Origin of the sequence: Leisingera aquaemixtae, from assembly GCF_006740765.1 — a bacterium.
GTDB lineage: Bacteria > Pseudomonadota > Alphaproteobacteria > Rhodobacterales > Rhodobacteraceae > Leisingera > Leisingera aquaemixtae.
Genome location: NZ_CP041159.1, coordinates 1,309,225 through 1,334,930, shown reverse-complemented (window position 1 = coordinate 1,334,930; position 25,706 = coordinate 1,309,225). Strand labels below are relative to the sequence as shown.

General features: G+C 65.4%; 21 protein-coding genes. 9 read left to right on the top strand and 12 right to left on the bottom strand.

Annotated features, from left to right (window positions below; all coding sequences use genetic code 11):
* Positions 1-17 precede the first annotated feature (17 nt).
* Positions 18-539: a component of SufBCD complex gene (locus R2C4_RS08170; RefSeq protein WP_141890255.1), complete on the bottom strand. Its 522-nt coding sequence runs from the start codon at positions 537-539 to the stop codon at positions 18-20.
* A 185-nt stretch (positions 540-724) separates the two neighbouring features.
* Here R2C4_RS08170 and hemB point away from each other — a divergent pair, with 185 nt between their 5' ends.
* Together hemB and R2C4_RS08160 are read left to right on the top strand one after the other, a co-directional pair.
* Positions 725-1,723 (top strand): porphobilinogen synthase, encoded by a 999-nt coding sequence (gene hemB / locus R2C4_RS08165; RefSeq protein ID WP_141890254.1) that lies wholly within the window; start codon positions 725-727, stop codon positions 1,721-1,723.
* Positions 1,724-1,862: 139 nt separating this feature from the next.
* Positions 1,863-2,438: a lipid-binding SYLF domain-containing protein gene (locus R2C4_RS08160; protein ID WP_058286811.1), complete on the top strand. Its 576-nt coding sequence runs from the start codon at positions 1,863-1,865 to the stop codon at positions 2,436-2,438.
* Positions 2,439-2,540: 102 nt separating this feature from the next.
* Here the strand turns inward: R2C4_RS08160 and R2C4_RS08155 are convergent, their stop codons facing one another.
* Positions 2,541-3,413: an NAD(P)-dependent oxidoreductase gene (locus R2C4_RS08155; RefSeq protein WP_141890253.1), complete on the bottom strand. Its 873-nt coding sequence runs from the start codon at positions 3,411-3,413 to the stop codon at positions 2,541-2,543.
* 116 nt (positions 3,414-3,529) lie between these two features.
* Here R2C4_RS08155 and R2C4_RS08150 point away from each other — a divergent pair, with 116 nt between their 5' ends.
* Positions 3,530-6,004, top strand: a complete 2,475-nt coding sequence (locus tag R2C4_RS08150; protein ID WP_141890252.1) for a penicillin acylase family protein — start codon at positions 3,530-3,532, stop codon at positions 6,002-6,004.
* Between the two features lie 65 nt (positions 6,005-6,069).
* Here the strand turns inward: R2C4_RS08150 and hflX are convergent, their stop codons facing one another.
* The 4 genes from hflX to trkA all read right to left on the bottom strand — a co-directional run bounded on the left by hflX (position 6,070) and on the right by trkA (position 10,615).
* Entirely contained in the window at positions 6,070-7,341 is a 1,272-nt protein-coding gene (hflX, locus tag R2C4_RS08145) for a GTPase HflX (protein WP_141890251.1), read from the bottom strand.
* Positions 7,341-7,580 (bottom strand): RNA chaperone Hfq, encoded by a 240-nt coding sequence (gene hfq, locus R2C4_RS08140; RefSeq protein WP_005611588.1) that lies wholly within the window; start codon positions 7,578-7,580, stop codon positions 7,341-7,343. The genes hflX and hfq overlap by 1 nt, the downstream gene beginning before the upstream one ends.
* A 121-nt stretch (positions 7,581-7,701) precedes the next feature.
* Entirely contained in the window at positions 7,702-9,237 is a 1,536-nt protein-coding gene (locus R2C4_RS08135; protein WP_141890250.1) for a TrkH family potassium uptake protein, read from the bottom strand.
* A 1-nt stretch (position 9,238) separates the two neighbouring features.
* Positions 9,239-10,615, bottom strand: coding sequence for a Trk system potassium transporter TrkA (gene trkA / locus R2C4_RS08130; protein WP_141890249.1), 1,377 nt, complete (start codon positions 10,613-10,615; stop codon positions 9,239-9,241).
* A gap of 113 nt (positions 10,616-10,728) precedes the next feature.
* On the opposite strand from trkA, the gene R2C4_RS08125 reads away from it, so the two are divergent.
* Positions 10,729-11,199 (top strand): hypothetical protein, encoded by a 471-nt coding sequence (locus R2C4_RS08125; RefSeq protein WP_141890248.1) that lies wholly within the window; start codon positions 10,729-10,731, stop codon positions 11,197-11,199.
* Between the two features lie 438 nt (positions 11,200-11,637).
* Positions 11,638-13,971 (top strand): caspase family protein, encoded by a 2,334-nt coding sequence (locus tag R2C4_RS08115; protein WP_141890247.1) that lies wholly within the window; start codon positions 11,638-11,640, stop codon positions 13,969-13,971.
* A gap of 45 nt (positions 13,972-14,016) precedes the next feature.
* Here R2C4_RS08115 and ntrX read toward each other — a convergent pair whose 3' ends face one another.
* The 5 genes from ntrX to dusB all read right to left on the bottom strand — a co-directional run bounded on the left by ntrX (position 14,017) and on the right by dusB (position 21,239).
* Entirely contained in the window at positions 14,017-15,426 is a 1,410-nt protein-coding gene (gene ntrX / locus R2C4_RS08110) for a nitrogen assimilation response regulator NtrX (RefSeq protein WP_141890246.1), read from the bottom strand.
* Positions 15,423-17,705, bottom strand: a complete 2,283-nt coding sequence (locus R2C4_RS08105; RefSeq protein ID WP_141890245.1) for a sensor histidine kinase NtrY-like — start codon at positions 17,703-17,705, stop codon at positions 15,423-15,425. The genes ntrX and R2C4_RS08105 overlap by 4 nt, the downstream gene beginning before the upstream one ends.
* A 100-nt stretch (positions 17,706-17,805) precedes the next feature.
* A complete protein-coding gene (locus R2C4_RS08100; protein WP_141890244.1) occupies positions 17,806-19,173 on the bottom strand; it encodes a response regulator in 1,368 nt (455 codons plus the stop codon).
* A gap of 3 nt (positions 19,174-19,176) precedes the next feature.
* Positions 19,177-20,256, bottom strand: coding sequence for a two-component system sensor histidine kinase NtrB (locus tag R2C4_RS08095; RefSeq protein WP_141890243.1), 1,080 nt, complete (start codon positions 20,254-20,256; stop codon positions 19,177-19,179).
* A complete protein-coding gene (gene dusB, locus R2C4_RS08090) occupies positions 20,253-21,239 on the bottom strand; it encodes a tRNA dihydrouridine synthase DusB (protein ID WP_141890242.1) in 987 nt (328 codons plus the stop codon). The genes R2C4_RS08095 and dusB overlap by 4 nt, the downstream gene beginning before the upstream one ends.
* Positions 21,240-21,420: 181 nt before the next feature.
* Between dusB and R2C4_RS08085 the strand changes: the two genes are divergently transcribed.
* The 4 genes from R2C4_RS08085 (at position 21,421) to R2C4_RS08070 (ending at position 24,875) form a co-directional block, all read left to right on the top strand.
* Positions 21,421-22,557: a bifunctional 2-C-methyl-D-erythritol 4-phosphate cytidylyltransferase/2-C-methyl-D-erythritol 2,4-cyclodiphosphate synthase gene (locus R2C4_RS08085; RefSeq protein ID WP_141890241.1), complete on the top strand. Its 1,137-nt coding sequence runs from the start codon at positions 21,421-21,423 to the stop codon at positions 22,555-22,557.
* The gene (locus R2C4_RS08080) at positions 22,554-23,060 is read left to right on the top strand and encodes a phosphatidylglycerophosphatase A family protein (RefSeq protein WP_141890240.1); all 507 of its coding nucleotides are present in this window, start codon (positions 22,554-22,556) and stop codon (positions 23,058-23,060) included. The genes R2C4_RS08085 and R2C4_RS08080 overlap by 4 nt, the downstream gene beginning before the upstream one ends.
* Positions 23,061-23,062: 2 nt before the next feature.
* Entirely contained in the window at positions 23,063-23,554 is a 492-nt protein-coding gene (locus R2C4_RS08075) for a CinA family protein (protein WP_141890239.1), read from the top strand.
* 139 nt (positions 23,555-23,693) lie between these two features.
* Positions 23,694-24,875, top strand: coding sequence for an ammonium transporter (locus tag R2C4_RS08070; RefSeq protein ID WP_141890238.1), 1,182 nt, complete (start codon positions 23,694-23,696; stop codon positions 24,873-24,875).
* Positions 24,876-24,977: 102 nt separating this feature from the next.
* Here R2C4_RS08070 and tmpT read toward each other — a convergent pair whose 3' ends face one another.
* Positions 24,978-25,619, bottom strand: a complete 642-nt coding sequence (gene tmpT, locus R2C4_RS08065; RefSeq protein WP_141890237.1) for a thiopurine S-methyltransferase — start codon at positions 25,617-25,619, stop codon at positions 24,978-24,980.
* Positions 25,620-25,706 lie beyond the last annotated feature (87 nt).

Genomic DNA, 25,706 nt, shown 5'->3' with positions numbered 1-25,706 from the left:
GCCTGCCGCGCCGCCTGTCACAATGCTCCGATCGTCAGGTTCTGATACATGCCCCAGAACGCGGTGACCACAATGGATATGACGCCGATGAACTGGATATACAGGCGGCAAAAGGCCAGGCGCCTGCGCAGCGCCTCACCCGTTGCCTTTTCCTGCGCGATGCGGCGGGCGGTGAAATAGCTGATCACCCCGACCACCGCCATCGGGAAGGCGAGCAGAAACACCGCCTGGGCGATTTCCAGCAGATAGACAAAGCCCAGCATCGCCAGACCGGACAGCAGGAAACAGGACAGCGCCACCAGCCAAGGCCCCGACACTTCGGAGATATACATCAGCCGGTTCACGTTGACCCGGGCGATATCCTCCAGGTCCTGTTCCGCCTGGCCGCCCTTGCGCTGCGCCCTGTAGACCATGTCATAGGGCACCCCCAGGATCCAATGGCTGGCTGAGGACCACAGCACCGCCAGCGAAATCCAGTACCACAGGTTGGAGAATGACCGCAGCTCAATCATCTCATAGATAATGTGAAGCAGATCCACGCCAGCCCCCATCTTGCGCCCGCAGATCTCCGGGCCGGAATATCGTCAACCGGACCTATATCAACCGGGAAGCGCGCACAGGCAAGCCCCGCAGGTTGCACAAGTTTTCCGGCGCGGCGAATGTGCCCCTTGTTCCCGGGGCCGCTTCCATGCCACCCATGGGCCAGCCAAAACGAGAGACCGCCATGAAGCCCACCGTCGCGCCCTTTCCCGCCGCCCGCCTGCGCCGCACCCGCGCCAGCCAGGCGATCCGCAATCTGGTGCAGGAAAACACCCTGACCCCGTCCGACTTCATCTGGCCGGTGTTTGTCCGCGACGGCGACGGCGTTGAGGAACCGGTCGCCTCGATGCCCGGCGTGATGCGCCGCTCGGTCGACAGGATCGCCGCAGCCGCAGCCGAGGCGCAGGCGCTGGGAATCCCGGCCATCTGCCTGTTTCCCTATACCGACGCTTCGCTCAAGACCGAGGACTGCGCCGAGGCCTGGAACCCGGACAACCTGACCAACCGCGCGATCCGCGCCATCAAGGACGCGGCGCCGGAGATTGCGGTGATGACCGACGTGGCGCTGGATCCCTACAATATCAACGGCCATGACGGCTATGTGGTGGACGGCGAGATCGTCAATGACGCAACGGTGGAGGCGCTGGTCAAGATGACCCTGGCCCAGGCCGATGCCGGGGCGGACATCATCGGCCCGTCCGACATGATGGACGGACGCATCGGTGCGATGCGCGCGGGATTGGAGCAGGCCGGCCACCACAACGTCGCGATCCTCTCCTATGCGGCGAAATACGCCTCTGCCTATTACGGGCCGTTCCGCGATGCGGTCGGGGCGTCCGGTGCGCTGAAGGGCGACAAGAAGACCTATCAGATGGACCCGGCCAACAGCGACGAGGCGCTGCGGCTGATCGAGCGCGACCTGATGGAAGGCGCCGACATGGTGATGGTCAAACCCGGCATCGCCTATCTGGACATCTGCCACCGTGTGAAATCCGCCTTTGGCGTGCCGACTTATGCCTATCAGGTCTCCGGCGAATACGCGATGATCCAGGCCGCGGCGCAGAACGGCTGGATTGACGGCGAGAAAGTGATGATGGAAAGCCTGATGGCGTTCAAGCGGTCCGGGTGCAACGGCATCCTGACCTATTTCGCCCCGGCCGCGGCCAAGCTGCTGAACGGCTGACACCGGCGCCGGATCAATTCAGCGGGAAGCCGCCAATAACCGCTTTGCTATTGATGACAGGCAGCGGTTTTCCGCGTATACACAAGCGCAGAGCCGGGCCAAACCGGCCTTGCAGAAAATCATAACAGGCACCTGAGAAATGAGCAGTTTTTCCTCTTCCCGCATGACCCGCCGCGGCTTTGCCCTGGCCGCCCTGGCCGGTGCCGGCGTCACCGCCGCCTGCGGCAACGGCGTCGGCAACAGCAACGCCGCAACCATCGACGCCCGCGTCGACGCGACGCTGAACCAGATGTACAGCCAGTTCCCCAACACCCGCACCCTGGCCGAAAAGTCGACCGGGATGCTGGTGATGCCGCTGGTCACTGAGGCCGGCTTTGTCTTTGGCGGCGCCTATGGCCGCGGCGCGCTGCGGATCAACGGCGTGACCGTGGACTACTATTCCACCGTCAAGGGCAACGCAGGCCTGCAGATCGGCGCCCAGCAGTATGCCCATGTGCTGTTCTTCATGACCGAGGACGCGCTGGCCGGCTTCCGCCGCTCCTCCGGCTGGGCCGCAGGGGCCGATGTGGAATACGTGATCCGCGACGAGGGCAATTCGCTGACCGCCGACACCAATACGCTGACCTCGCCGGTGCTCGCCGCCGTCTTCGGCCAGGCCGGCCTGCGGGTGGGCGCCACCCTGGAAGGCACCAAATACACCCGCATCATCCCCTGAGGACGCGGTCCAGGCCAGCAAGGACCCGCGCTTTCTTCTGGCCTGAAATATCCCCGCCGGAGGCATGGCCTTTCCAGCCGGAAAGGCCATTTTTCTTTCTGCTCAGCCCAGCTGGCGCAGCCGCTTGAACAGCGACGAGGTGTCCCAGCGCCCGCCGCCCATCTTCTGCACATCCTTGTAGAACTGATCGACCAGCGCCGTCACCGGCAGGCTGGCGCCGGTTTCATTCGCGGCATCCAGGCAGATGCCCAGATCCTTGCGCATCCAGTCCACCGCGAACCCGTGTTCGAAATGATCGTCCAGCATGGTTTCATAGCGGTTCGCCATCTGCCAGCTGCCCGCCGCGCCCTGGCTGATCACCTCGACCACCGCGCGCCCGTCCAGATCCGCCTTTTCGGCGAAATGCAGCGCCTCGCTCAGCCCCTGCACCAGACCGGCAATGGCGATCTGGTTGCACATCTTGGTCATCTGCCCGGCACCGCTCTCGCCGATGCGGCGGCAGATGCGGGCATAGGCATCAATCGCCGGCTCAGCGCGCATATAGGCATCCTCATCACCGCCGCACATGACCGACAGCGCGCCGTTCTCCGCGCCGGCCTGGCCGCCGGAAATCGGCGCATCCACAAAGGCGGCGCCGTGCTGCTGCGCTGCTGCGTAAAGCTCGCGCGTCACTTTGGCCGACACCGTGGTGTGGTCGACAAACACCGCCCCCTTGGACATGCCGGCAAAGGCGCCATCCGCCCCCAAGCACACCGAGCGCAGGTCATCGTCGTTGCCCACGCAGGCCATCACAAACTCCGCCCCGGAGGCCGCGGCGCGCGGGGTGGCGGCAAAATGGCCGCCGTGCTCCTTGGCCCAGGCCTTGGCCTTGGCTTCCGTGCGGTTGTAGACGGTGACCTCATGGCCCGCGGCCTGCAGGTGCCCGGCCATCGGATAGCCCATGACGCCGAGGCCCAGAAACGCGATTTTTGCCATCTGCTTTTCCCTTGATCTGTCTTCGCATATGTTGTCGCCAACCCTACCACCGCCGCCGCAGGGCGCAATCTGCCGGCCGGTGTAAATGACAAAAACCCAATGGGAAACAACCGCTGATGGGACATCTTTTCCGCTGGCTTCTGCGCATTGCTGCGGGGCTGATTCTGCTGAGCGTTCTCGCCGCCCTGCTGATCTACTACCTCGCCGCGCAGTCGCTGCCCGAGTATGACAAGGAACTCGCCCTGCCCGGCCTGTCCTCACCGGTTGAGATTGTCCGCGACAATGCCAATGTGCCGCATATCTTCGGCAGCTATGGCGCCAGCGACGAGGATGTCTATTTCGGCCTCGGCTATGCCCATGCCCAGGACCGGCTGTGGCAGATGGCGGTGATGCGGCGCACCGCCCAGGGCCGCCTGTCGGAGATCTTCGGCACCCGCACGGTGGAGACCGACACCTATCTGCGGCGGCTGGACCTGTACCGGCTGGCGCAGCAATCGGTGGAGGTGCAATCGCCCGAAGCGATGGCAGCGCTCAAGTCTTATGCCGCAGGCGTCAACGCCCGGCTGCTGGAGATCAATGAGGACGCGCTTGGCCGCGGCGCGCCGGAGATGTTCCTGTTCGGCATGCCGCTACCGCCCTGGCAGCCCGCCGACAGCATCGCGATCATGAAGCTGATGGCGCTGCAGCTCTCTGGCCACATGCGCGAAGAGGTCCTGCGCGCCCGCACCTCGCTGGCGCTGAATGACGAAACCCGGATCAAGGATATTCTGCCGGATGCGCCGGGAACCGGTATCACCGCGCTGCCCGAATACGCCGAGCTTGTGCCCGGTTCCCGCCAGTTCGCCTCCGCCGACAGCACTGAGGAAGACAGCCTGCTGTTCCCGGTTGCGCCGCGCGGCCTGGCCGGCGCCTCCAACGCCTGGGCCGCCGCGCCGAGCCGGTCGGCTGCGGGCGGCACGCTTTTGGCCAATGACCCGCATCTGGGCCTCAGCGCCCCCGGCGTCTGGTACCTGGCGCGGCTGGAACTGGGCACCGGCGGCGTAATCGGCGGCACCATCCCCGGCATCCCGGCCGTCATCACCGGGCGATCGGACGGCCTGGGCTGGGGCGTCACCTCCTCCTACCTCGACGATCAGGACCTGTTCATCGAGAAACTGAACCCGGAAAACCCGCAGGAATACCTGAGTGTTGACGGCTACAAGGACTTCATCACCCGCCCGTCGATCATCAAGATCAAGGACGAGGCGCCGGTCACCCTGACCCTGCGCTGGACAGACAACGGCCCGGTTCTGCCCGGCTCCATGTTCAACCTGGCAGAGATCACTCCGCCCGGACATGTGGTGTCGCTCAGCTGGACCGTGCTCAGCCCCAAAGACACTTCGATGAGCGCGGCCATCAACCTGATGCGCAGCACCTCGGTGCAAGAGGCCATCGCCGCGGGCGAGGATTTCATCGCGCCCTCCCAGAACCTGACGCTGGCAGACGCCGAGACCATCGCGCTGAAGACCGTCGGCGCCTTCCCGGCACGCGACCCCAAGCACCAAAGCAAGGGCCGGATGCCCAGCCAGGGGTGGCACCCGGAGAACCGCTGGCAGGGCCGTGCGCCCTATGCGGATAACCCTGAATTCCTGCGCCCCGCCGGCGGCATTCTGGGCAACACCAACAACAAGATCCTGGACCGCACCTTCCCGGCCCACGTCTCCTTTGACTGGGGCGACACGCAGCGCATCCACCGCTGGCAGAAGCTGATGCAGAACCGCGAGGTGCATACCCGCGACAGCTTTATCGAGGCGCAGCTGGACACGGTCTCCTACACCGCACGCACGCTGTTGCCGCTGATCGGCGCCGACCTGTGGTTCACCGGGGAGGCCGCCCCTGCGGGCACCCGGGAGCGGCAGCGTCAGATTGCCCTGACCCTGCTGTCCGAATGGAACGGCGAGATGAACGAGCATCTGCCGGAGCCGCTGATCTATGCCGCCTGGGTGCGGGCGCTGCAGGCCCGGCTGATCACGGATGAGCTGGGACCGGTGGCCAAATCCTTCCGCCATGTGGAGCCGCTGTTCATCGAGCGCGTCTTCCGCGATGTGGAGGGCGCGTCCGCCTGGTGCAACGTGCGCCAGAGCGCGCGGACTGAGACCTGCACCGATATGGCCCGGCTGGCGCTGGACGATGCGCTGATCTGGATCGAGGAGCGCTATGGCAGCGCGCTGGAATCGCTGCGCTGGGGTGACGCCCATCAGGCCACGCAGGACCATGCGGTTTTGGGCAACGTGCCGCTGCTGCGCTATTTCGTGAACATCCGCCAGTCCACCAGCGGCAGCGACAACACCCTGCAGCGCGGCAAAAGCTCCGGCAAGGATCCCGATCCGTTCCAGAACATCCACGCAGCCGGCTACCGCGGGGTCTATGATTTCGCAGATCCCGACAGCTCAGTCTTCATCGTGTCCACCGGCCAGTCCGGCCACCCGCTGTCGCGCTATTACGACGACATGGCCCAGCTGTGGCGCCGCGGCGAGTACATCCCGATGTCGCTGGACGAAGACCTGGCCCGCGCGGCTGCGGTCGGCATCACCCGGATCACACCCCGGTGACCAGAACGGGGCAATAAAAAACGGGCGCTGCGGCGCCCGTTTCCTTTTTTGCTTCAAGGTCCGTTTCAAAGCCTGTCGAACTTGGCCCTCTGCCGGTCGGTCCACAGCACGGTGACGTCAAACCCGGTCTCGGTCTGCTTCTCCTGCTGCACCAGATCTTCCTTGAACAGCCAGGCGCGCTGCTTGCCCTGGGCAAAGGTCAGGGTCAGGACTTCCTCGTGGCGGACGCCCTGCAGCTTTTCGGCAATGTCGGCCAGCAGGCCGTCCAGCCCCTCACCGGTCAGGGCCGAAATCGCATGGATGCCGTCCTCGCGTTCTGCCCGCTGGCGGCGGGCTTCGGCCTCTTCCTCAGGCAGCTGATCCAGCTTGTTCCAGACCTCGATCCGGACGCGGTTCTCGTCCACCCCCAGTGAGGCCAGGATGCCCTCGACGTCTTCCGCCTGCTGCTTGCTGTCGTGGTGGCTGATGTCGCGCACATGCAGGATCACATCGGCGGCCAGCACCTCTTCCAGCGTGGCGCGGAAGGCGGCAACCAGTTCCGTCGGCAGGTTCGAGATGAAGCCCACGGTGTCAGACAGGATGATCTCCGGCCCGTCCGGCAGCTCCACCCGCCGCATCGTCGGGTCCAGGGTGGCAAAGAGCATGTCCTTGGCCATCACCTCTGCCCCCGTCAGGCGGTTGAACAGCGTCGACTTGCCGGCGTTGGTGTACCCCACCAGCGCAACAATCGGATACGGCACCTTGGCGCGCGAGGCGCGGTGCAGGGTCCGGGTTTTAACCACCTTGTCCAGCTGCCGGCGCAGCCGCACCAGCTGGTCGTCGATAGCGCGCCGGTCCGCTTCGATCTGGGTTTCGCCGGGTCCGCCGACAAAGCCCAGGCCGCCGCGCTGGCGTTCCAGGTGGGTCCAGGCCCGCACCAGCCGCGTCCGCTGATAGCTGAGCGCCGCCATCTCAACCTGCAGCACCCCTTCGCGGGTCGCCGCACGGTCCGAGAAGATCTCCAGGATCAGCCCGGTCCGGTCGAGGATCTTGACCTTCCAGGCCTTCTCCAGGTTGCGCTGCTGCACGGGGGAAACCGGCCCGTCAATCAGGACCAGTTCGATCTCATTCGCCTTCAGGATGCTTGCCAGCTCTTCGATCTTGCCAGAGCCGAACAGCATTCCAGCATGCGCCTTGGGCAGGCGCACCACGCCTGAGCCGATCACGTCAAGATCGGGCAAGGCCGCTGCCAGCGCAACGGCCTCCGCAAGCGCGGGGGCCGGATCGCGGCGCCCGCTGTCGGATTTGATTTCCGGATGCAGCACCCAGGCGCGGGTCTGCTTCCTTTCATGCTCCATCAATTGGAGTCTTCACCCTCATAGAGACTGATCGGCTGGGCCGGCATGATGGTCGAAATCGCGTGTTTGTAGACCAGCTGCGACTGTCCGTCGCGGCGCAGCAGCACACAGAAATTGTCGAACCAGGTGATCACACCCTGCAGTTTAACCCCGTTGATCAGAAAGATTGTAACCGGAACCTTGGTTTTGCGAACGTGATTCAGGAAGGCATCCTGAAGATTCTGTCTGTCCGAAGCCATTTTTTATTATCTCGCCTTTGTTCTTGCCACGCACTGCGGACCAGCACGCACGTTAAAGACCACTATGAACGGAGAAAATACAAGTTTCCACCGAAAAACACGCCGACCCGGCCAGCAGCTGTCAGCTGCGCCACAGGTTTGGCGACAGCAGCGCGATGAAGGCCAGCGTCTCCAGCCGCCCCAGCACCATGGCAATGCACAGGATCAGCTTGGCCGGAGTCGTCAGCAGGCTGAGCACAATCGGCTCGCTCGCGGCGCTTTCGGTCAGCGGGCCGGTGGTCGCAAGCGTAGCAATGGCCAGCACGATCGACTGCTCGAAATCATTGCCGACCGCGGCGAGCGCTGTGCTGATCAGCGCCAGCGACAGGGCAAACAGCATGAAGAACACCCAGGCCACAAAGGCGCCGTTCTTCTGCAGCCGCTTGGTGCGGTCGCCTTCGCCGCTGACAGAGCTGGGATGCACCAGCCGCTCCATCTCGCGCAGCCCGTTGAGGTAGAGCGCATAGACGCGCAACAGCTTGACCCCGCCGGCGGTGGTGGCAACGCCGCCGCCGAACACCGCCAGCCCCAGAAGGATCATGCCGGGGGTTTCCAGCCCCGACCAGGAGCGCGCCGCCTCCCAGTGGACGCTTTCGAACCCGGTGGTCGACAGAAAGGACATCACCGTGAACAGCGTCCCCCACAGCGCGTGCAGCGCTTGCAGCAGATCCTCGCCGGCGTCCACCTCATAGGCGGCCACCCAATGGCGCAGGAACAACAGCAGCGGCACCCCAAAGACGATCAGCAGCCCGGTGCGGAACTCCGGATCCTTGTCCAGACGCCCCTGGCCCGCCGTCACCGTGTCGCTGGAAAAGGTCAGCCGCGACAGGGCAAAGAACATGAACAGGAACATCACCATTTCGCCGGCAATGCCACTGGCGGCGTTCTCGACCCCGCCGGTTGCGGAAATCCCCGAGGTGGCCATCACCGACATGGCGTGGCTCAGCCCCGCCAGCGCCTCCTCGCCGGTGATAATCAGCAGCATCCACAGCACCAGTGTCAGCCCCGCATAAACCGGCGCCAGCGTGCTGGTGACCAGCACCAACTGGCGGCGCGGATCGGCCCGCTCCATGTGGATGGGCACGGCAGCGCCGCTGCCCGGCCCGCCCTTGGCGGTGACTTCGAAGCCGCCAAGCGACATCGGTGCCAGCACAGCAGAGGCGGCGATCCACATCAGCAGCCCGCCCAGCCAGCCGACAATGGCCCGCCACAAATGCACGCTGGGCGGCAGCCGCCCCGGGTCCGCCCAGATATCGGCGCCGGTGGTGGTGATCGCGCTGACCATGTCGAAGTAGGCATTCAAAAAGCGGGTGTCCACCAGCGCATCCTGCACCGGCACCGCCAGAAACAGCGGCAGCACCGCAAAGGTTGCCAGCAGCGACAGAAGCTGGCCGGGCATGCTGTAGCGCGGCACCCGGTTGCCCATCGACAGGGCAATCAGCACCACCAGGATAACCCCGGCAAGCCCGGCATAGAAAAAACTGCGCGATGTCTGGTGGTCATCCAGCACCAGCGCATGCACCGCGGGCAGCCACATCGCCAGCGAGGCGGTGCCCCAGATCAGCAGGAACAGCGGCAGGCGCAGCACGCCGATGGGGGCTTGGACCGGGCGGCGCATCTTAGAAGTAGTCGATCGACACCTGCAGCAGGCGCTCGACCTCCGGAACGTCATCCGCCATTGCAAAGAGCGCGATCACGTCGCCCTCCTCGATCCGCATCTCGCCGGAGGGGCGCACCATCTCGCCGTTCTTCTGCACCCCGCCAACCAGAACGCCTTCGGGAAAGTCGGTGTCCCGGATCAGCTGGCCGGAAATCGGCGAGGTCGACAGCACTTCGGCCTCGATCATCTCCGCCTCGGCGTCGCCCAGCGAATAGACCTGCCGCACCCGGCCATAGCGGATGTGGCGCAGGATCGAGCTGACGGTGGTGGAGCGCGGGTTGATATAGGCGTCGATGCCCAGGTGCGGCAGCAGCGGCACCAGGGTGGGATCGTTGACCAGCGCAATCGCCAGCGGGCAGCCCTCGGCCTTGGCGCGCACGGCGGCCAGCATGTTGGTCTTGTCGTCATCGGTGACCGCCAGCAGCGCATCGGCCTTGTCGATGCCCGCCTCGATCAGCAGCGCCCGGTCCAGGCCGTCGCCGTGCAGCACGATGGTGCGCTCCAGCTCCTCCGCGGCGCGTTCCGCGCATTTGCGGTCCCGCTCGATCACCTTGGCCCGGATCCGGGAGGTGCTGCTCTCCAGCGCCTTGGCCACTTCCAGCCCGACGTTGCCGCCGCCGACCACAACCACCCGGTCCTGGCGCTTCTCGTGCTTGCCGAACACCTCGATGGTGCGGGGCACGTCGTCCACGTGGCAGAACACATAGCAGCTGTCGCCCACGAACAGCTGATCGCCCGGCTCCGGCGCGAACAGGGTGCCGTCGCGGCGCACCCCGACCACAATCGCCCGCAGCGTCGAGAACAGATCGGTCAGCTGCCGCAGCGGCGTGTTCACCACCGGGCAGTCGGCATCGATCTGGATGCCCAGAAGCTGCGCCATCCCGCCCATGAAGGTCTCGGTATCAAACGCCGCCGGCGCCGACAGCCGCAGCATCGCTGCCGCGGCGACCTCCCGCTCCGGGCTGATCACCACGTCAATCGGCAGATGCTCGCGCTGGTAGAGATCGGAATAGATTGCCGTCAGATAGCTTTTGGCCCGCAGCCGGGCGATCTTGCGCTGAACCTTGAACACGGAATGCGCCACCTGGCAGGTCACCATGTTGACCTCGTCCGAATGGGTGGCGGCGATGATCATATCCGCATCCCGCGCCCCGGCCCGCTCCAGCACATCCGGGTATGAGGCGAAGCCGTGAATGCCCTGCACATCCAGCGTGTCGGTGGCGCGGCGCACCAGTTCTGCATTGTTGTCGACAACGGTGACGTCATTGTGCTCGCCGGACAGGTGCCGGGCGATCTGCCAGCCGACCTGGCCCGCACCGCAGATAATGACTTTCATATGCGTATCCCTTGGCGGAATTTCCGGCGGAGTTTTGCCCGACGTGAATGACAGAAGCCGCTTTCACGGTCAAATTAATTGTAACTTCCTCTGATTGCAGCCATTATTTCCCCATGCGCAGCAATCTGTCCATCCTGGCGGGCCTCGTCCTGCTGCTGGGCGCCGCCGCCTGCGGCCCGCTCCCGGTCTATTACAGGCAGGGTGCTGAGGTGTCCCGCCTGCACTCGGATGAACTCGGCTGCCAAGCCCAGTCCCTGGAAGACGCGCCGGTCGCGAATGAAATCCGCCAGCACCCGCCAGTCTTCTACCCCGGCCGCAAGGTCTGCCATGGCGGCGACTGCTATTACCACCCCGGCTACTGGGTGGAGGGCAGCATCTACACGGTGGATGTGAACAAGCCGCTGCGCAAGCGGCTGGAAAGATCCTGCATGGCCGCCAAAGGCTACCAACAGATCGCCCTGAAACGCTGCACCCGGCGGACCGCCCCGGTGGTGCCGCCCGGCGCGCGGCTGGCACCGCTGACCGAAGCCGCCTGCGCGCAGCGCAACCGGGATGGCAGCATCATCATCCGCCCCGGCGGCTGATCCTGCAGCGCTGGCCGTTTTGGCCGGGTTCCGGGGCGGGGCATCTGCGGCTTAACTTTGATTTGCACCGCCATATCAAGTAAGCTGTTTACCGGATTGTTTGTTGACCAGTATTTTCCGAGAGAAAGGTACCCGATGCGGATACATTTCCTGTTTGCCGCGCTGCCCGTCGCCGCTGTCACAGCAGCCTGCGAGCCCACAACGCCCATTGCTCCGCCCCCAACCGCCGTAACCGCTCCGGCTCCGGCGCCCGCGACGTACAGCGCGCCCGCAACCTACCGCGCGCCGGCAACTGCACCCGCTCCGGCCCCGGCTCCGGCACAAGCGCCCGCCCCCGCTCCGGCCACCCCGGAAGAAGACACTATCGGGCCGCCGAAAGGCGGAGGTGCTGGCGGTGGAGGCGGCGGCGGGGGCTGGGGTTAACCCGGGGACACTGTCATGACAGCCCTGCCGTACAAACCTCTCCGCCCCGCAGCCGCGGCTTTGGCTTGCGCGGCGCTGCTGACCGCCGTGCCGGCACAGGCCGCCTACGAAACCAGCGAGCGGGCGTCAGCTCCCGAAACCGCCATCGTGATCGGCATTCAGGACTATGACCACGTCACCGACCTGACCAATACCCGCAACGATGCCCGGGCGGTGGCGGAGATGCTCAGATCCTTCGGCTATACCGTGTTTGAAGGCTATGACCTCGACAAGCGCGGGTTCGAGGCCCTGCTGCGCCAGGCCGCGCTCAACATCCGCGACGGCAGCCAGGTGTTCTTTTACTACGCCGGCCACGGCATCCAGCTGGGGCGGCGCAACTACTTGCTGACCAGCGATGCGGAGCTGTCGGGCATTCACGACCTGCCCTTCCAGTCGGTCACGCTGGACCGGGTGTCGGCCATTCTTGGCGGCAAGGCGGGCAGCCAGATCCTGATGCTGGATTCCTGCCGCGACAACCCGGTGCCCGACGCCAAACTCAGCGCCGAGGTCGGCGCCCAGCTCTATGAGGCGCGCGAAGGGTTTGACGTGTTCCGCCCGCCGCTGAACACGCTGGTGGCCTTTTCCACCTCCCCCGGCGCCACCGCGCTGGATGGCGAGCCCGGCGGCAACAGCCCCTACACGGCCTCTGTCGTGCGCCACTTCCCCGACCGCCCGGAGGAGGACGCGATGACCGTGCTGGCTGCAATCCGCGGCGATGTCTACAGCACAACCGGCAACACCCAGGTGCCCTGGGAAAGCTCGACACTGATGCGAAAGATCTACCTGCGCCCGCCGGACCGGTCGCTGAACGTCGCCAAGGCAGAACCCGGCGCCGCGCCGGCCAGCCTGAACCAGCTGCCGGATCAGCTGTCGGTGAAAATCCCGCTTGGCCGCTCGCTGGAGCTGGCGCCGGAAATCCGCCCTTATGTGGGCGCGGGCACCACGGTGACACTTCTGGAATCCCCGTCCTCCGGCGTCACTTCGCTGCAGTCGGGGGACGGCAGCGCGCTTAGCCTCAGCTATGCGCCTAAACTGGCGGAACTGCCGGCACGGCAGGATGGCGGCCAGGTGCGCAAGGACCGGATGGTTCTGCGCCTTGCGCAGGCGGACACGGTGCGCGACGTGACCGTGAACCTGGAAATGGTGGCCCGCCAGTGCGATCTGGAGGCCGGGGATTTGCTGGACCTGCAAGGGGTTGGCCTTTACCGCTATCCCAATGAGATTGATCTGAAAGCGGCGGAGGCCGCCTGCCGCGAAGCGGTGCAGGCCGCGCCGGAGCTTGGCCGGCTGCATTACCAGCTGGGCCGCGCGCTGCAGGGTCAGGGCCGCTTGATCGAAGCCTACGACGCCTTTGAAAAAGCCGCGGAACTGGGCCATGTGCGCGCCTACAACGCGGTCGCCTATCTGCATGTCACCCCGAATGTGGACCGCGAAACCGTGCCGATCGCCTATGACCCGGACAAGGCTTTTGCGTTGTGGGACAAGGGGATCGAGGCGGGCGACCCCTTCTCGATGCACGCCCGCGGCAAGCGGCTTTTGCGCACAAGCAGCACGCCCGAGCAAAAGCAGCGCGGCTTCGATCTGCTCAGCCGCGCGGTGGAGCTGGGCCATACCTATTCGATGAATGAGCTGGGCGTGTTCTTCCTGTGGAGTGGCGATGAGCTGGCGCAGCCGGAACGCGGGCTGTCCTATCTGGAGGCCTCGGCGGGGCGCGGCGACATCTATGGCACCGCCAATCTCGGCTATGTCTACCGCGATGGCGGCGCGGGCAAGCCGGCCGACAAGGAAAAGGCCCGGGCGCTGTTTGCCGAAGCGGCCCAGCTGGGCCATCCGCACGCCCCGGCAGAGATCGGCCGCATGATCATGGGCGGCGACCTGCCCGGACGGGACGCGGCGGAGGCGCTGGAATGGTATGACATGGGATTGTCCCGCGGCGATGCCTGGGGCGGTGCCAATGGCGCCTGGGTTGCCCTGAACCGGCTCTCTGACCGGGTTCCGGCCCATGCTGCTGCCGCGCGGGCGGGCAAGGCGATGGCGCTGAACGACCCGGACGCCCGCGCCGCCGCGCGCGAACTGCTGTCCGGCATGCCGGAACGGGACGTCGCTGCGGGCACCCAGTATATCCTGCGCCAGCTGGGTTCCGGCATTGCGGTCGACGGGCAGTTCGGCCCGGCGTCGCGCAAGCAGCTTGAAAACCGCGCGCGGGAGGCGGGCCTGCCCGCCATCGTTCCCGAGGATCCGGTCAGCCGGCTGCAGCTGGCCGCGCAGATCCATTTTGCACTGAACCCGATCCGCCAGGACCTGTTCTGATTCCGCCTGCGCCCGGCATGTCCGGGCGCACCGGCTGCCGCCGGGTCAGGCCTGTTCTTCCTCGGTTTCCACATGCGCCACCCGGGCGCCTGCCTTGTTGGAGGTGACCACCCCCAGCGACTTCAGCTTGCGGTGCAGCGCCGAGCGCTCCATGCCGACAAAAGACGCGGTGCGGCTGATATTGCCGCCAAAGCGGTTTATCTGGGTCAGCAGGTATTCCCGCTCGAACGCCTCCCGCGCTTCGCGCAGCGGCAGGGTCGCCAGCGCGCCGGACAGCACCACACGGCCTTCCTCTTCGGTCTTTTCCTCTTCGCGCGGCAGGTCCTTGGCCTCGATCGGGCCACTGCCGTCGCCCAGGATCAGCACCCGTTCCACCAGGTTCTTAAGCTGGCGCACGTTGCCCGGCCACGGCATCGTCTGCATCAGCGCCACAGCTTCCTCGGTCAGCTCCCGCAGCGGCAGGCCCTGAGCCTCGTTGAACTGGGAGATGAAATAATTGGCCAGCAGCGGAATATCCTCGCGCCGGTCCGCCAGCGACGGCACCGCAACCGGCACCACGTTCAGGCGGTGGTACAGCTCCTGCCGGAAGGTGCCGGCCTCGATCTCCGCATCCAGATTCTTGTTGGTGGAGGACACCACCCGCAGATCGACGCGGATCTTGTCCGAGCCGCCCACCCGCTGGAACTGCTGATCCACCAGCACCCGCAGGATCTTGGACTGGGTGCCTAGCGGCATGTCCGCCACCTCGTCAAAGAACACCACGCCGCCATGCGCCTGCTCCAAGAGGCCCGGCTCGACCCCGCGCTCAGAGGACTCGCGGCCGAACAGCACGTCTTCCATCCGGTCCGGTTCGATACTGGCGCAGTTCACGGTGATGAAAGGCGCCGACGCCCGGTTGGAATTGGCGTGGATGTAGCGCGCCGCGATTTCCTTGCCGCTGCCGGCCGGACCGGTCAGCATCACCCGGCCGTTGGATTTGGTCACCTTGTCCAGCTGGCCCAGCAGGGTGCGGAACGCGGCGGAGGTGCCGATCATATCCGCCGGACCGGTCTCCTTGCGCTTGAGGTCGGAGTTTTCGCGGCGCAGGCGCGAGGTTTCCATCGCGCGGCGGATCACCACCATCAGCTGGTCGATGTTAAAGGGCTTCTCGATGAAGTCATAGGCGCCCTGTTTGATCGCGGCGACCGCGATTTCGATATTGCCGTGGCCGGAAATGATCACCACCGGGATGTCCGGCGTGTCCCGTTTGACCGTCTTCAGGATGTCGATGCCATCCATCTGGCTGTCCTTCAGCCAAATATCCAGGATCATCAGCGCGGGCTTGGCCTCTTCCAGCCGGGCCATGCACTCATCCGAACTGCCGGCCTTGCGGGTGGCATAGCCTTCGTCCTCGAGAATGTCCGAGACCAGCTCACGGATATCCCGCTCATCATCTACAATCAGAATGTCACTCATGTCAGACCTGCTTTCACTGTGCTCTTGTTAGGCGCCGCCGCTTTTTTGGCTGCGGCGGGCAGGCGGATCACCGCCATTGCGCCGTTATGCGCGTGTCCCTCGAACACCGGGGCATCTTCCAGCGTCAGCGTGCCCCCGTGCTCTTCGATGATTTTCTTGACGATCGGCAGCCCCAGCCCGGTGCCCGCATCGCGCGTGGTCACATAAGGCTCAAACAGCCGCGCCCGGTCTTCGGGCAGACCGATGCCGTTGTCGGCGATGCGGATCTCGTAGAAGTTGCCCGTCTTCTCCGCTGCCACCCGGATCTGAGGCACCAGACCGTCCGGAGCGCCCTTGTTCTGCAGGCTTTCGATGGCTTCGCCTGCATTCTTGATCAGATTGGTCAGCGCCTGGCCAATCATCGTTGCATCCAGATCCGAGGGCATCTGCTCCTTCGGCAGCTTCGCCGTGATCCGGACATCCGGCTGTCCCTGCTGCTGCAGGATCACCGCGTCCCGCACCAGTTTCACCAGATCCTCCTCGCGCCGCTCCGGTTCCGGCATGCGGGCGAATTTCGAGAACTCATCGACGATCCGGCGCAAATCGTTGGTCTGGCGCACGATCACGTCGGTCATGGATTGCAGCTGATCGCTGTTTTCCTCGCCCAGCTTCGGCGCGAACTTGCGCTTGATGCGCTCCGCGCTCAGCTGGATCGGGGTCAGAGGGTTCTTGATCTCATGCGCGATGCGGCGGGCCACATCGCCCCAGGCCGCCATCCGCTGCGCGCTGACCAGATCGGTCACATCGTCGAAGGCCACCACATAGCCTTCCAGGCCGCCCTCTTCGGACCGGCGCGGCGACATCCGGACCAGCAGGTTCTCCAGCCGCCCCTGGCGGGTCACCTTGATTTCCTCCTGGACCACCTCGGCGCCGGTGTCGATGAGTTCCGAAAACAGCGGTCCGAACTCCGGCACGGACACAGCCAGCGCCAGCGACTGCTGGTCCTCCTGCCAGTCCAGAAGGCGTTCGGCAGAGCGGTTCACGAAGGTCACCCGCCCGTCGGCGTCCAGCCCCACAACCCCGGACGTCACCGACGACAGCACCGAGTCAAACAGGCGGCGGCGGCGTTCGATCTGCCGTGTGTTGTCCAGCAGGCGGCTGCGCTGCCCCTTCAGCTCGCGGGTCATCTGGTTGAAATACTGGCCCAGCTGGGAAATCTCGTCGCCGCCGTCATCAACCGGAACCTGCACGTCCAGATCGCCGGCGCCGACCCGCTGCGCCGCCACCGTCAGCCGCCCGACCGGGCGCGACAGCCGCTCGGCAAACCACATGCCCAGCCACATCGCCGCCAGGATCAGGATCACCGCGAACCCGATATAAAGCAGCGCAAACTCAAACAGCACCCGGCCGCGCTCGCTTTCCAGCTGCTGATAAAGATGGGCGGTTTCCTGGGTGTCATCCAGCAGGTTCAGCAGCTCTCCGTCCACATCGCGGCTGATATACAGAAACCTGTCGACAAAGGCGTTCAGCTGCACCAGGGCGCGAAACTCGCTGTTGTCCCAATCCTCGATCAGCAGCATGCCGTCTTCGCGGGCCGCCTCCAGCTGGCGGCTGTCGGGGCGTTCGAAATCAAACTCATAAGAGCGTTCGCCGCGCGCCCGGATCTGCCCGCCGCTGTCGAGGATATAGGCCTCGCGCAGGCCGCGCTGGATCTGCAGCTGGCCTTGTGCCAGCACCTGCCGCAGCTCAGCGTCGTTGATGAAGAAACTGCGGGTGCGGCTGCCGTCCAGATAGCGCGCAAGGGCCCGGGCATCTTCGCTCAAGTCGCCCTTCTGCTGTGCCTGATACGCTTCTGCGGCGGCCAGCGAACTGCCAATCACCTGGCGCACCCGCTGCGAAAACCAGCCCTCAAGCCCGACATTCACCGTCAGCACCGCAAAAACCGCGACAATGACGGTGGGGATCAGCGCCAGAAAGCCAAAGGCCCCGATCAGCCGCAAATGCAGGCGGGAGCCGGCCGATTTCGAGCGCCGCGCCGCAAACAGGCGCACGATCTGCGCCATCACCAGCGCCGCGATGGTCAGGATATAGACCAGATCCGCCAGCAGAATCAGCCGCAGCGACCGCGAGGACGCCCCCTGCCCCAGCGGGCCGATGATCAGGAATGTCGCCAACGCAAGCACCGGCCCCAGCAGAACCAGGCCAATGGTGCCGATATTGCGGGCGCGGCGGGTCTTCCGCCACCGGTCAATGGCCGCAAGCGGCCCGTATGCTGCCCTCAGATGTGACTTATACGCCACCCACTGCCCTCATCCTGATGTGCGACTCTTTGCGAGTCACCGCCATATCTCGTGGCCCTGCCTAGGAAATTCACGGCAAAGCCACATTTCTGTGGCGATATTACATCAGTTTGCGGCGGCGTGTCACCTCAATATCAAGATCGGTGATCTTCTTACGCAAGGTATTGCGGTTGATGCCCAGCAGCTCGGCGCATTTTGCCTGATTGCCGCCCGTCGCTGTCAGCGCAATCTCGATCAACGGTGTCTCCACCTCGCGCAGCAGCCGCATGTACAGGCCCGGCGGCGGCAGCATGTCGCCGTGAAGGTCGAAGTAGCGCTGCAGGTGGCGGCCGACGGCTTCGGACAGTTTCTCGCTGGACAGGCCAGCCACCGCGGGTTCCGGCCCGGACTGCGGCCCCAGCACGGCGGCGGCATCGGCCTGGGTGATCTCCTCACCGCGGGCGGTCAGCGCCAGGCGGCGCACCGCGTTTTCCAGCTGCCGCACATTGCCCGGCCAGCCGAAATGGCGCAGCACCTCGCGCGCGCCCTCGCTCAGCACCCGGTGCGGCGCACCCTCGTTCTCGGACCGGATCAGGAAATGCTCCGACAGCAGCGGAATATCCTCGACCCGCTCGCGCAGGGCCGGCACATGCAGCGCGGTGCCGCAGATCCGGTAATACAGGTCCTGGCGCAACGCGCCTGCCTCCATTGCCGCCGCCAGGTCTTTCTGGCTGGAGGCGATGAAGCGCGGCGCATGGTCGCCGGGGCTGTCCATCATCCGCACCAGCCGCGCCTGCGCCTCTTCCGGCAGGTCGGCCAGCTCATCAATCACCAGCGTGCCGCCCTTGGCCTGCGCCAGCAGCCGCGCCGGGCCTTCCAGCTCAATCAGGCTGGCGGCGTCGGCATGCACAAACGGTAGGGTCCGGCGATCTGAGAAATCGTGAATAGCCTGCGCGATCAGGGACTTGCCCGTCCCGCTTTCCCCCGTGATCAGCAGCGGAAGATCGGTGTTCATCACCCGTGCAATCAGCCGGTACAGCATCTGCATCACCTCGCTGCGGCCGATCAGCGGCAGCTCCTCCGGCCGTTCCCGCACCTCACCCTTGGCGGCCGCCGGCGCCACCCGCTTGGCCGACAGCGCCTTGGCGGTGCGCTTCATCAGCTCCGGCAGGTCAAAGGGTTTGGGGAGGTAGTCATAGGCCTCCGCCTCTTCCGCCTTGATCGCCGTCATGATGGTGTTCTGCGCCGAGATCACGATCACCGGCAGCCCGGGCCGGTCTGCCTGGATTTTGGGCAGCATCTCCAGCCCGTTCCCGTCCGGCATCATCACATCCGAAATCACAACGTCGCCCTTGCCCTCGCCCACCCAGCGCATCAGCGTGGTCAGCGAGGAGGTCGCATGCACCTTGCAGCCTGCACGGGTCAGCGCCTGGGTCAGAACGGTGCGGATGGTGCGGTCGTCGTCAGCGACCAGAACGGTGCCGTCCATGAATCAGCTCTCCTGCGGTTTTGCGTCACGCGGCACGCGCGACAGCGACAGCCGGAACACCGTGCGCCCGGGAACCGAGCTTACCGAGATCCAGCCATTATGCTCCGAGACGATCTTGCTCACCAAAGCAAGGCCGAGCCCGGTGCCATTCTCCCGGCCCGACACGAACGGGTCGAAAATGTCATCCTTGATATTGTCCGGCAGCCCCGGCCCGTCGTCGATGATCTCGATCTGCAAGGGCAGCAGCTTGCCGGTTCCGTCGCTGCGGCGCAGCCGGAAGGAATGTTCGTAAAAGGTGCGGATGCGGATATGTCCGCCCTTGGGATCAGCCGCTTCCGAGGCGTTCTTCAGCAGGTTCAGCACCACCTGCAAAAGCTGGTCTGCATCGCCCCAGGCCATCGGCAGCGACGGGTCATAGCCTTCGGTGATGGTCATATGCGCCCCGAAGCCCAGCAGCGCCGAGCGGCGCGCCCGGTCCAGCACGTCATGCAGGTTCACCGGCTTGAACTCCGGTTCTGTCAGGTTGCCGAACTGCTCCACCTGCTCCAGAAGCTTCACGATACGGCGGCTTTCGCTGACGATCAGGTCGGTCAGCTCCAGATCCTCCGGTCCCAGCCCCATGCTGAGGAGCTGCGCCGCCCCGGTGATCCCCGCCAGCGGGTTCTTGATCTCATGCGCCAGCATCTCTGCCATGCCGATGGCCGAGGCAGCGGCGGATTTGGCGGAATGGGTCTGGGTCATCCGCCCGGCCAGCTCGCGCGGGGTGACCATCAGCAGCATCACCCCCTCCTGGCCCTGCAGCGAGGCGATCTGCACCCCGCATTGCAAAGGCGCCCTGCTGCCGGACCCCACGTCAATGTCATTCACGAACAGCGGCGTGCCCTGCACCCGGGCACGGGCAAAGGCATCCTCGATCGGCGCGTCAATCGCCAGTGTGTCCCAGACCGGCTGGCCCAGCAGCGCCTTGCGGGAGGTGTTCAGAAACCCCTCTCCCGCCGCGTTCACATCCGCGATCTTGTCCCAAGCGTCGATCAGGAACGCAGGCACCGGCAAGGAGGCCCAGAGGGCGGCGCTGTCCATCATGCGGCAGCCTCCGCATCCCGCGCGCTCAGCGCCTCCGGCAGCAGGGCCAGAACGTCTGCCGGGACTTTCTCTGTCAGCACCGCCCGGCGCATGGCCGGGCCGGTCCCGGCCTCATCCATGTACCAGCCCAGATGCTTGCGCGCGACACGCACGCCCAGTTCCGGCCCGTAAAACGCGAGCATTGCCTTGTAATGCTCTGAAACCATTGCAATCAGCGCCTCTCCCTCGGGGACGTCCGGCGCCGGGGTGCCCCACAGATGATGCGCCACCTCCGCCAGCAGCCAGGGTTTGCCTTCGGCACCGCGCCCGATCATCACACCATCGGCGCCCGACAGCTCCAGCGCCTGCCTGGCAGAGGCCGTGTCCACGATATCGCCATTGGCCAGCACCGGCACGTTCACCGCGTCCTTGACGGCCCGGATCGCCGCCCAATCCGCCGACCCCTTGTAGAACTGGCAGCGGGTGCGGCCGTGGATCGTCACCATCTGCACCCCGGCCTCTGCCGCGCGGCGCGCCACATCCGGGGCGTTCAGGCAGTGATCGTCCCAGCCCAGCCGCGTCTTCAGCGTGACCGGCACATCCACCGCGCCGACCACAGCCTCGATCAGCCGCAGCGCGTGGTCGGGCGTTTTCAGCAGGGCCGAGCCGGAATAGCCGTTGGTCACCTTCTTGGCCGGGCAGCCCATGTTGATGTCGATGATCCGCGCGCCCTGCCCCGCGACCTGCTTGGCAGCCTCGGCGATCCAGTATTCCTCGCGCCCCGCCAGCTGCACTGCGGTGTTCTCCGCATCGGCGCTCAGCTCCGCGCGTTCCCGCACGCCGGGCTTGGCCTGCACCATCTCCTGGCTTGCCACCATCTCGCTCACCATCAGCCCCACCCCGAAGGAGCGGACCAGATCCCGGAACGGACGGTCGGTGATTCCGGCCATCGGCGCCAATGCAATCGGCGGAGACATGGAGGTGGTTCCAAGCGTGAAGGACAACTGCCTAATCCTTGTGCAACTGAAGCTTTTTTATCCGAAGTCCCTGCTATGCAGCAATGAAACCGCCCTGTGCAAGGCACTGCCAGCCCTCATTTGCCTAATTATTAGGCACTTTCCGCCAGGTGATTGCCTATCTCCGCGCCACCTCATAAACAAAGGCCGGATTTGCAACGAGGCCTTCATGACCACAGCCGCCCTGATCGTCGCCGCCGGACGCGGCACCCGCGCAGGCGGCGGCACCCCCAAGCAATGGCGCCCGCTGAAGGGCCGCCGGGTGATCGACTGGACGCTGGACGCCTTTGAAAAGGCGGGCGTGGACTTTACCGTACTGGTTCTCTCGGCAGACGACCAACAGGCTTGGGAGGCCTTCTCCGGCAAGCCCGGCCTGATCCTCGCCGAAGGCGGAGCCGAGCGCGCGGCCTCGGTCCTGAACGGGCTGAAGGCTTTGGACGCACAAGGGGTGGACAAGGTGCTGATCCACGACGCCGCCCGTCCCTGTGTCAGCTCCGCTCTGATCCGCAGTATCATCGGCGCGTTGGACGATGGGCCTGCAGCGGCCCCGGCGCTGGCCGTGACCGACGCACTTTGGACCGGCGCCGGCGGCAGCGTGACCGGCACCCAGGAGCGCGGCGGCCTGTTCGCCGCCCAAACGCCGCAGGGCTTCCGCTATCAGGAGATCCTTGCCGCACACCTGGCCCACCCGGGCGGCGCGGCGGATGACGTGGAGGTCGCCCGCGCCGCAGGCCTTGACGTCCGCATCATTCCGGGCGAGCCCGACAATATCAAAATCACCCGCCCCGAGGATTTCGCCCGGGCGGAGCGCATTCTGGGAGCAGACATGGATATCAGGCTTGGCAATGGTTACGACGTGCACCGCTTCGGCCCCGGCAGCAGTGTGATCCTCTGCGGCGTCGAAATCCCGCATGACAAGACCCTGCAAGGCCATTCCGACGCCGACGTCGGCATGCACGCCGTCACCGACGCGATCTATGGCGCGCTGGCGCAGGGTGACATCGGCCAGCACTTCCCGCCCTCGGACCCGCAGTGGAAAGGCGCCGCCAGCGAGATCTTCCTGCGCCATGCCGCCAATCTGGCGCGCGAGATGGGCTTCACCCTCTCCAACGTCGACTGCACCCTGGTCTGCGAATACCCCAAGGTCGGCCCGCACGCCGCCCAGATGCGCGCAGTGATGGCTGAGATCCTGGGCATCGGCGCGGACCGCGTGTCGATCAAGGCCACCACCTCCGAACGCCTCGGCTTTACCGGACGCAGCGAGGGCATCGCCGCCATCGCCACTGCAGCTTTGGTGAAACCATGAAGAGATCGCATCTGGCCTTCCTGATCGGCACCGTGGGCGGCATCGGCTACCTGCGCCCTGCGCCCGGCACCTGGGGCTCGCTTGCGGCGCTTCCCATGGCCTATGCGCTGCACCAGCTGGGCGGGTTTCTGCTGCTGGCGCTGGCAACCGTGATCTGCATGATCGTGGGCGTCTGGGCGGCAGAGGCGATGACCCGCAACCGCGAGAACATGGACCCGTCGGAATTTGTACTGGACGAGGTCGCAGGCCAGTTCACCGCGCTCTGGGCCGTGTCCTACCCGGCCTGGGCGCATGACATCGAGATCACCGCCCTGTGGCCGGGCTGGATTGCCGCCTTTGTGCTGTTCCGCCTGTTTGACGTCTGGAAGCCCGGCCCGGTCGGCTGGGCCGACCGCCAAAAAGGCGCGACAGGCGTGATGATGGATGACGTGATTGCCGGCATCATGGCCGCCATCGGCGTTGTTGCGCTGGCCTTCCTGTCCCACGGTGTTCTAGGACTGTAAGCATGGACACCGCCGACCTCATCCGCCGCGCAACGGCCGCAGGCATCACCATCGCCACCGCCGAAAGCTGCACCGGCGGCATGATTGCCGTGGCGCTGACAGACATCCCCGGCTCCTCCGCCGTGGTCGACCGGGGGTTTGTCACCTACTCCAACGCCGCCAAGATGCAGATGCTGGGCGTCAGGGCAGAGACGCTGGATGCGGTGGGCGCGGTGAGCGAAGAGGTCGCTGCAGAGATGGCCGAAGGTGCGGTGCGGAACGCAGGCGTAACGATTGCCGTCTCCGTCACCGGCATCGCTGGCCCCGGCGGCTCCGAGTACAAACCGGAGGGCCGCGTCTGCTTCGGCCTCGCGCGCGACCGCCAAAAAACCGTCACCGAAACGGTGGAATTCGGCGCCATTGGGCGGGGCAAGGTCCGCACCGCGGCCCGCGACCGCGCGTTGGAGCTGCTGGCGCAGGCCATTTCCCAAATCGAACGCGAAACGGGCAGCTGACCCGCTGCGGCGCTCAATTTTTCAGCACTTGCAAAAAAGCCCCGTTTTTGAGCGCTCTGCGCACCCCTGCCGCTTTTTTCTGCGCGGGCTTTCCGCTTTCTCCTGATCCCACCGGTTTTTGAGGGGAAGGAACAATCGGATGAACGGAGCGGATACCGCATGGATCATTGTGGCCACGGCCCTGGTCCTCTTCATGACACTGCCAGGGCTGGCCCTGTTTTACGGCGGCCTTGTGCGTGCCCGCAATGTGCTCAGCGTCTTCATGCACTGCTATGCCATTGCCTGTTTGATGAGCGTTCTGTGGCTGGCCTTCGGCTACACCATTGCCTTCGGAAGCGGCACTAGCGGCCTCTGGGGCGGGCTGGAAAAGATGTTCCTGAACGGCGTCACCGCCGATAGCCTGTCGGGCACCCTGCCCGAGGTTCTGTTTTTTGCCTTCCAGATGACATTTGCCATCATCACGCCCGCGCTGATCGTCGGCGCCTATGTGGAGCGTGTGGGCTTTGGCTTCGTGCTGGTGTTCTCCGGCCTCTGGATGCTGCTCTGCTATGCGCCCGTGGTGCATTGGATCTGGGGCGGCGGCTTCCTGGCCGATGGCGGCATCTTCGGCGAGACCGGGGTCAGGGACTTTGCCGGCGGCATCGTGGTGCATGAAACCGCAGGCCTCGCGGCGCTGATTATCGCCTTCTTCCTGGGCCCGCGCAAAAACCGCACCATCCCGCCGCACAACCCCGGCTATGTGATGATCGGCGCCGCAATGCTGTGGGTCGGCTGGTTCGGCTTCAACGGCGGCTCGCAGCTGGCCGCCGACGGCGGTGCGGCGATGGCGCTGACCGTGACCCATCTCTCTGCCGCCACGGCCTCGCTTTCCTGGGCGCTGTGGGAAAAGATCAAATACGGCAAGGCCTCCCTGGTCGGCCTGGTCACCGGCACCATTGCAGGCCTTGCCTCGATCACCCCGGCCTCCGGCTTTGTCGGCCCGGTGGAGGCGCTGATCATCGGGGCGGTTGCGGGGGTGCTGTGCCAGGAGATGGTCAACCTGATCCGCAACAGGATGCAGATCGACGACACGCTGGACGTCTTTGCCGTGCACGGCGTCGGCGGCATCTTCGGCACCATCATGATCGCCGTCTTCGGCGCCGGTGCCTGGGCTGCGCAACTGGGCGCGCTGGTGATCGTCGGGATCTTCACCGTGGTCGTGACCATCGTGCTGGTAAAAGTCTCCGCCGCGATCACATCCCTGCGCGTGGATCTTGAAAGCGAGACCAACGGCCTCGATCTGTCCGTACACGGTGAGCGCGCATACGACATGAACAGCTGACCCCGGCCATGGCGGATGCCGCCACTCACGGCAGAAGGTGCAATTTTTCGCACCGGGCGGGTCCCTTCGGGGACCCGTTTTCCGTTTCCGGGAAAGCCGGTTTCAGGTCAAGGGCGTCAGCAGCCAGGCCTGCTCCTGCGCATTGCAGAGTTTGCCGATCCGGCCGTCCGCTGCACGCTCCTCCGCCAGCGTGACCGTGTGGGTGTCCCGGTAAAGCGCCTCGACCGCCTGGCCCGGCACCGAAAACGGCGGCCCATCCATCAGCGACTGGTCATAGCTGAATGCGATCAGCAGCTGTTTCGCCGTACCGGTGATCCGGTTCAGATGCGCGGCATACTCCGCGCGCTCCTCGGGCTTCACCGCCACCAGCGCGGCCCGGTCATAGACCGCATCGACCGCACCAAGATGCGCCGCAGCCACGGCGAAGAAATCCCCGGCATAAAGCGTCAGATCCCCAGCCTGATAGCGGATAAGACCCTGCGCGCGGGTGATTTCCGGCGTCAGCCCCTGACGGGCAAACACCTCCCCCACCGCGCCTTCATTGAACTCCACACCGGTCACGCGCAGCCCCTGCGCGCAAAGCCAGTCCAGATCCAGCGCCTTGCCGCAGAGCGGCACAAAGACGGACTGTCCCGCCGTCAGGCCAAGCGCCGGGAAATGCCTCGTCAGCAAGGAATTGGGGGCTGCCTCATGAAAGCCTGTCCGGTTCTCCCGCCAGCGCGCTTGCCAGAATTCCTGCTCCATTTCAGCGGTGTTCCTTCCGTGGGGTTTGATGGTTTCACCCGGGGATACCGCTTGAAGCCCGCATGAGGTCAACAGGTTTTTGTCCCG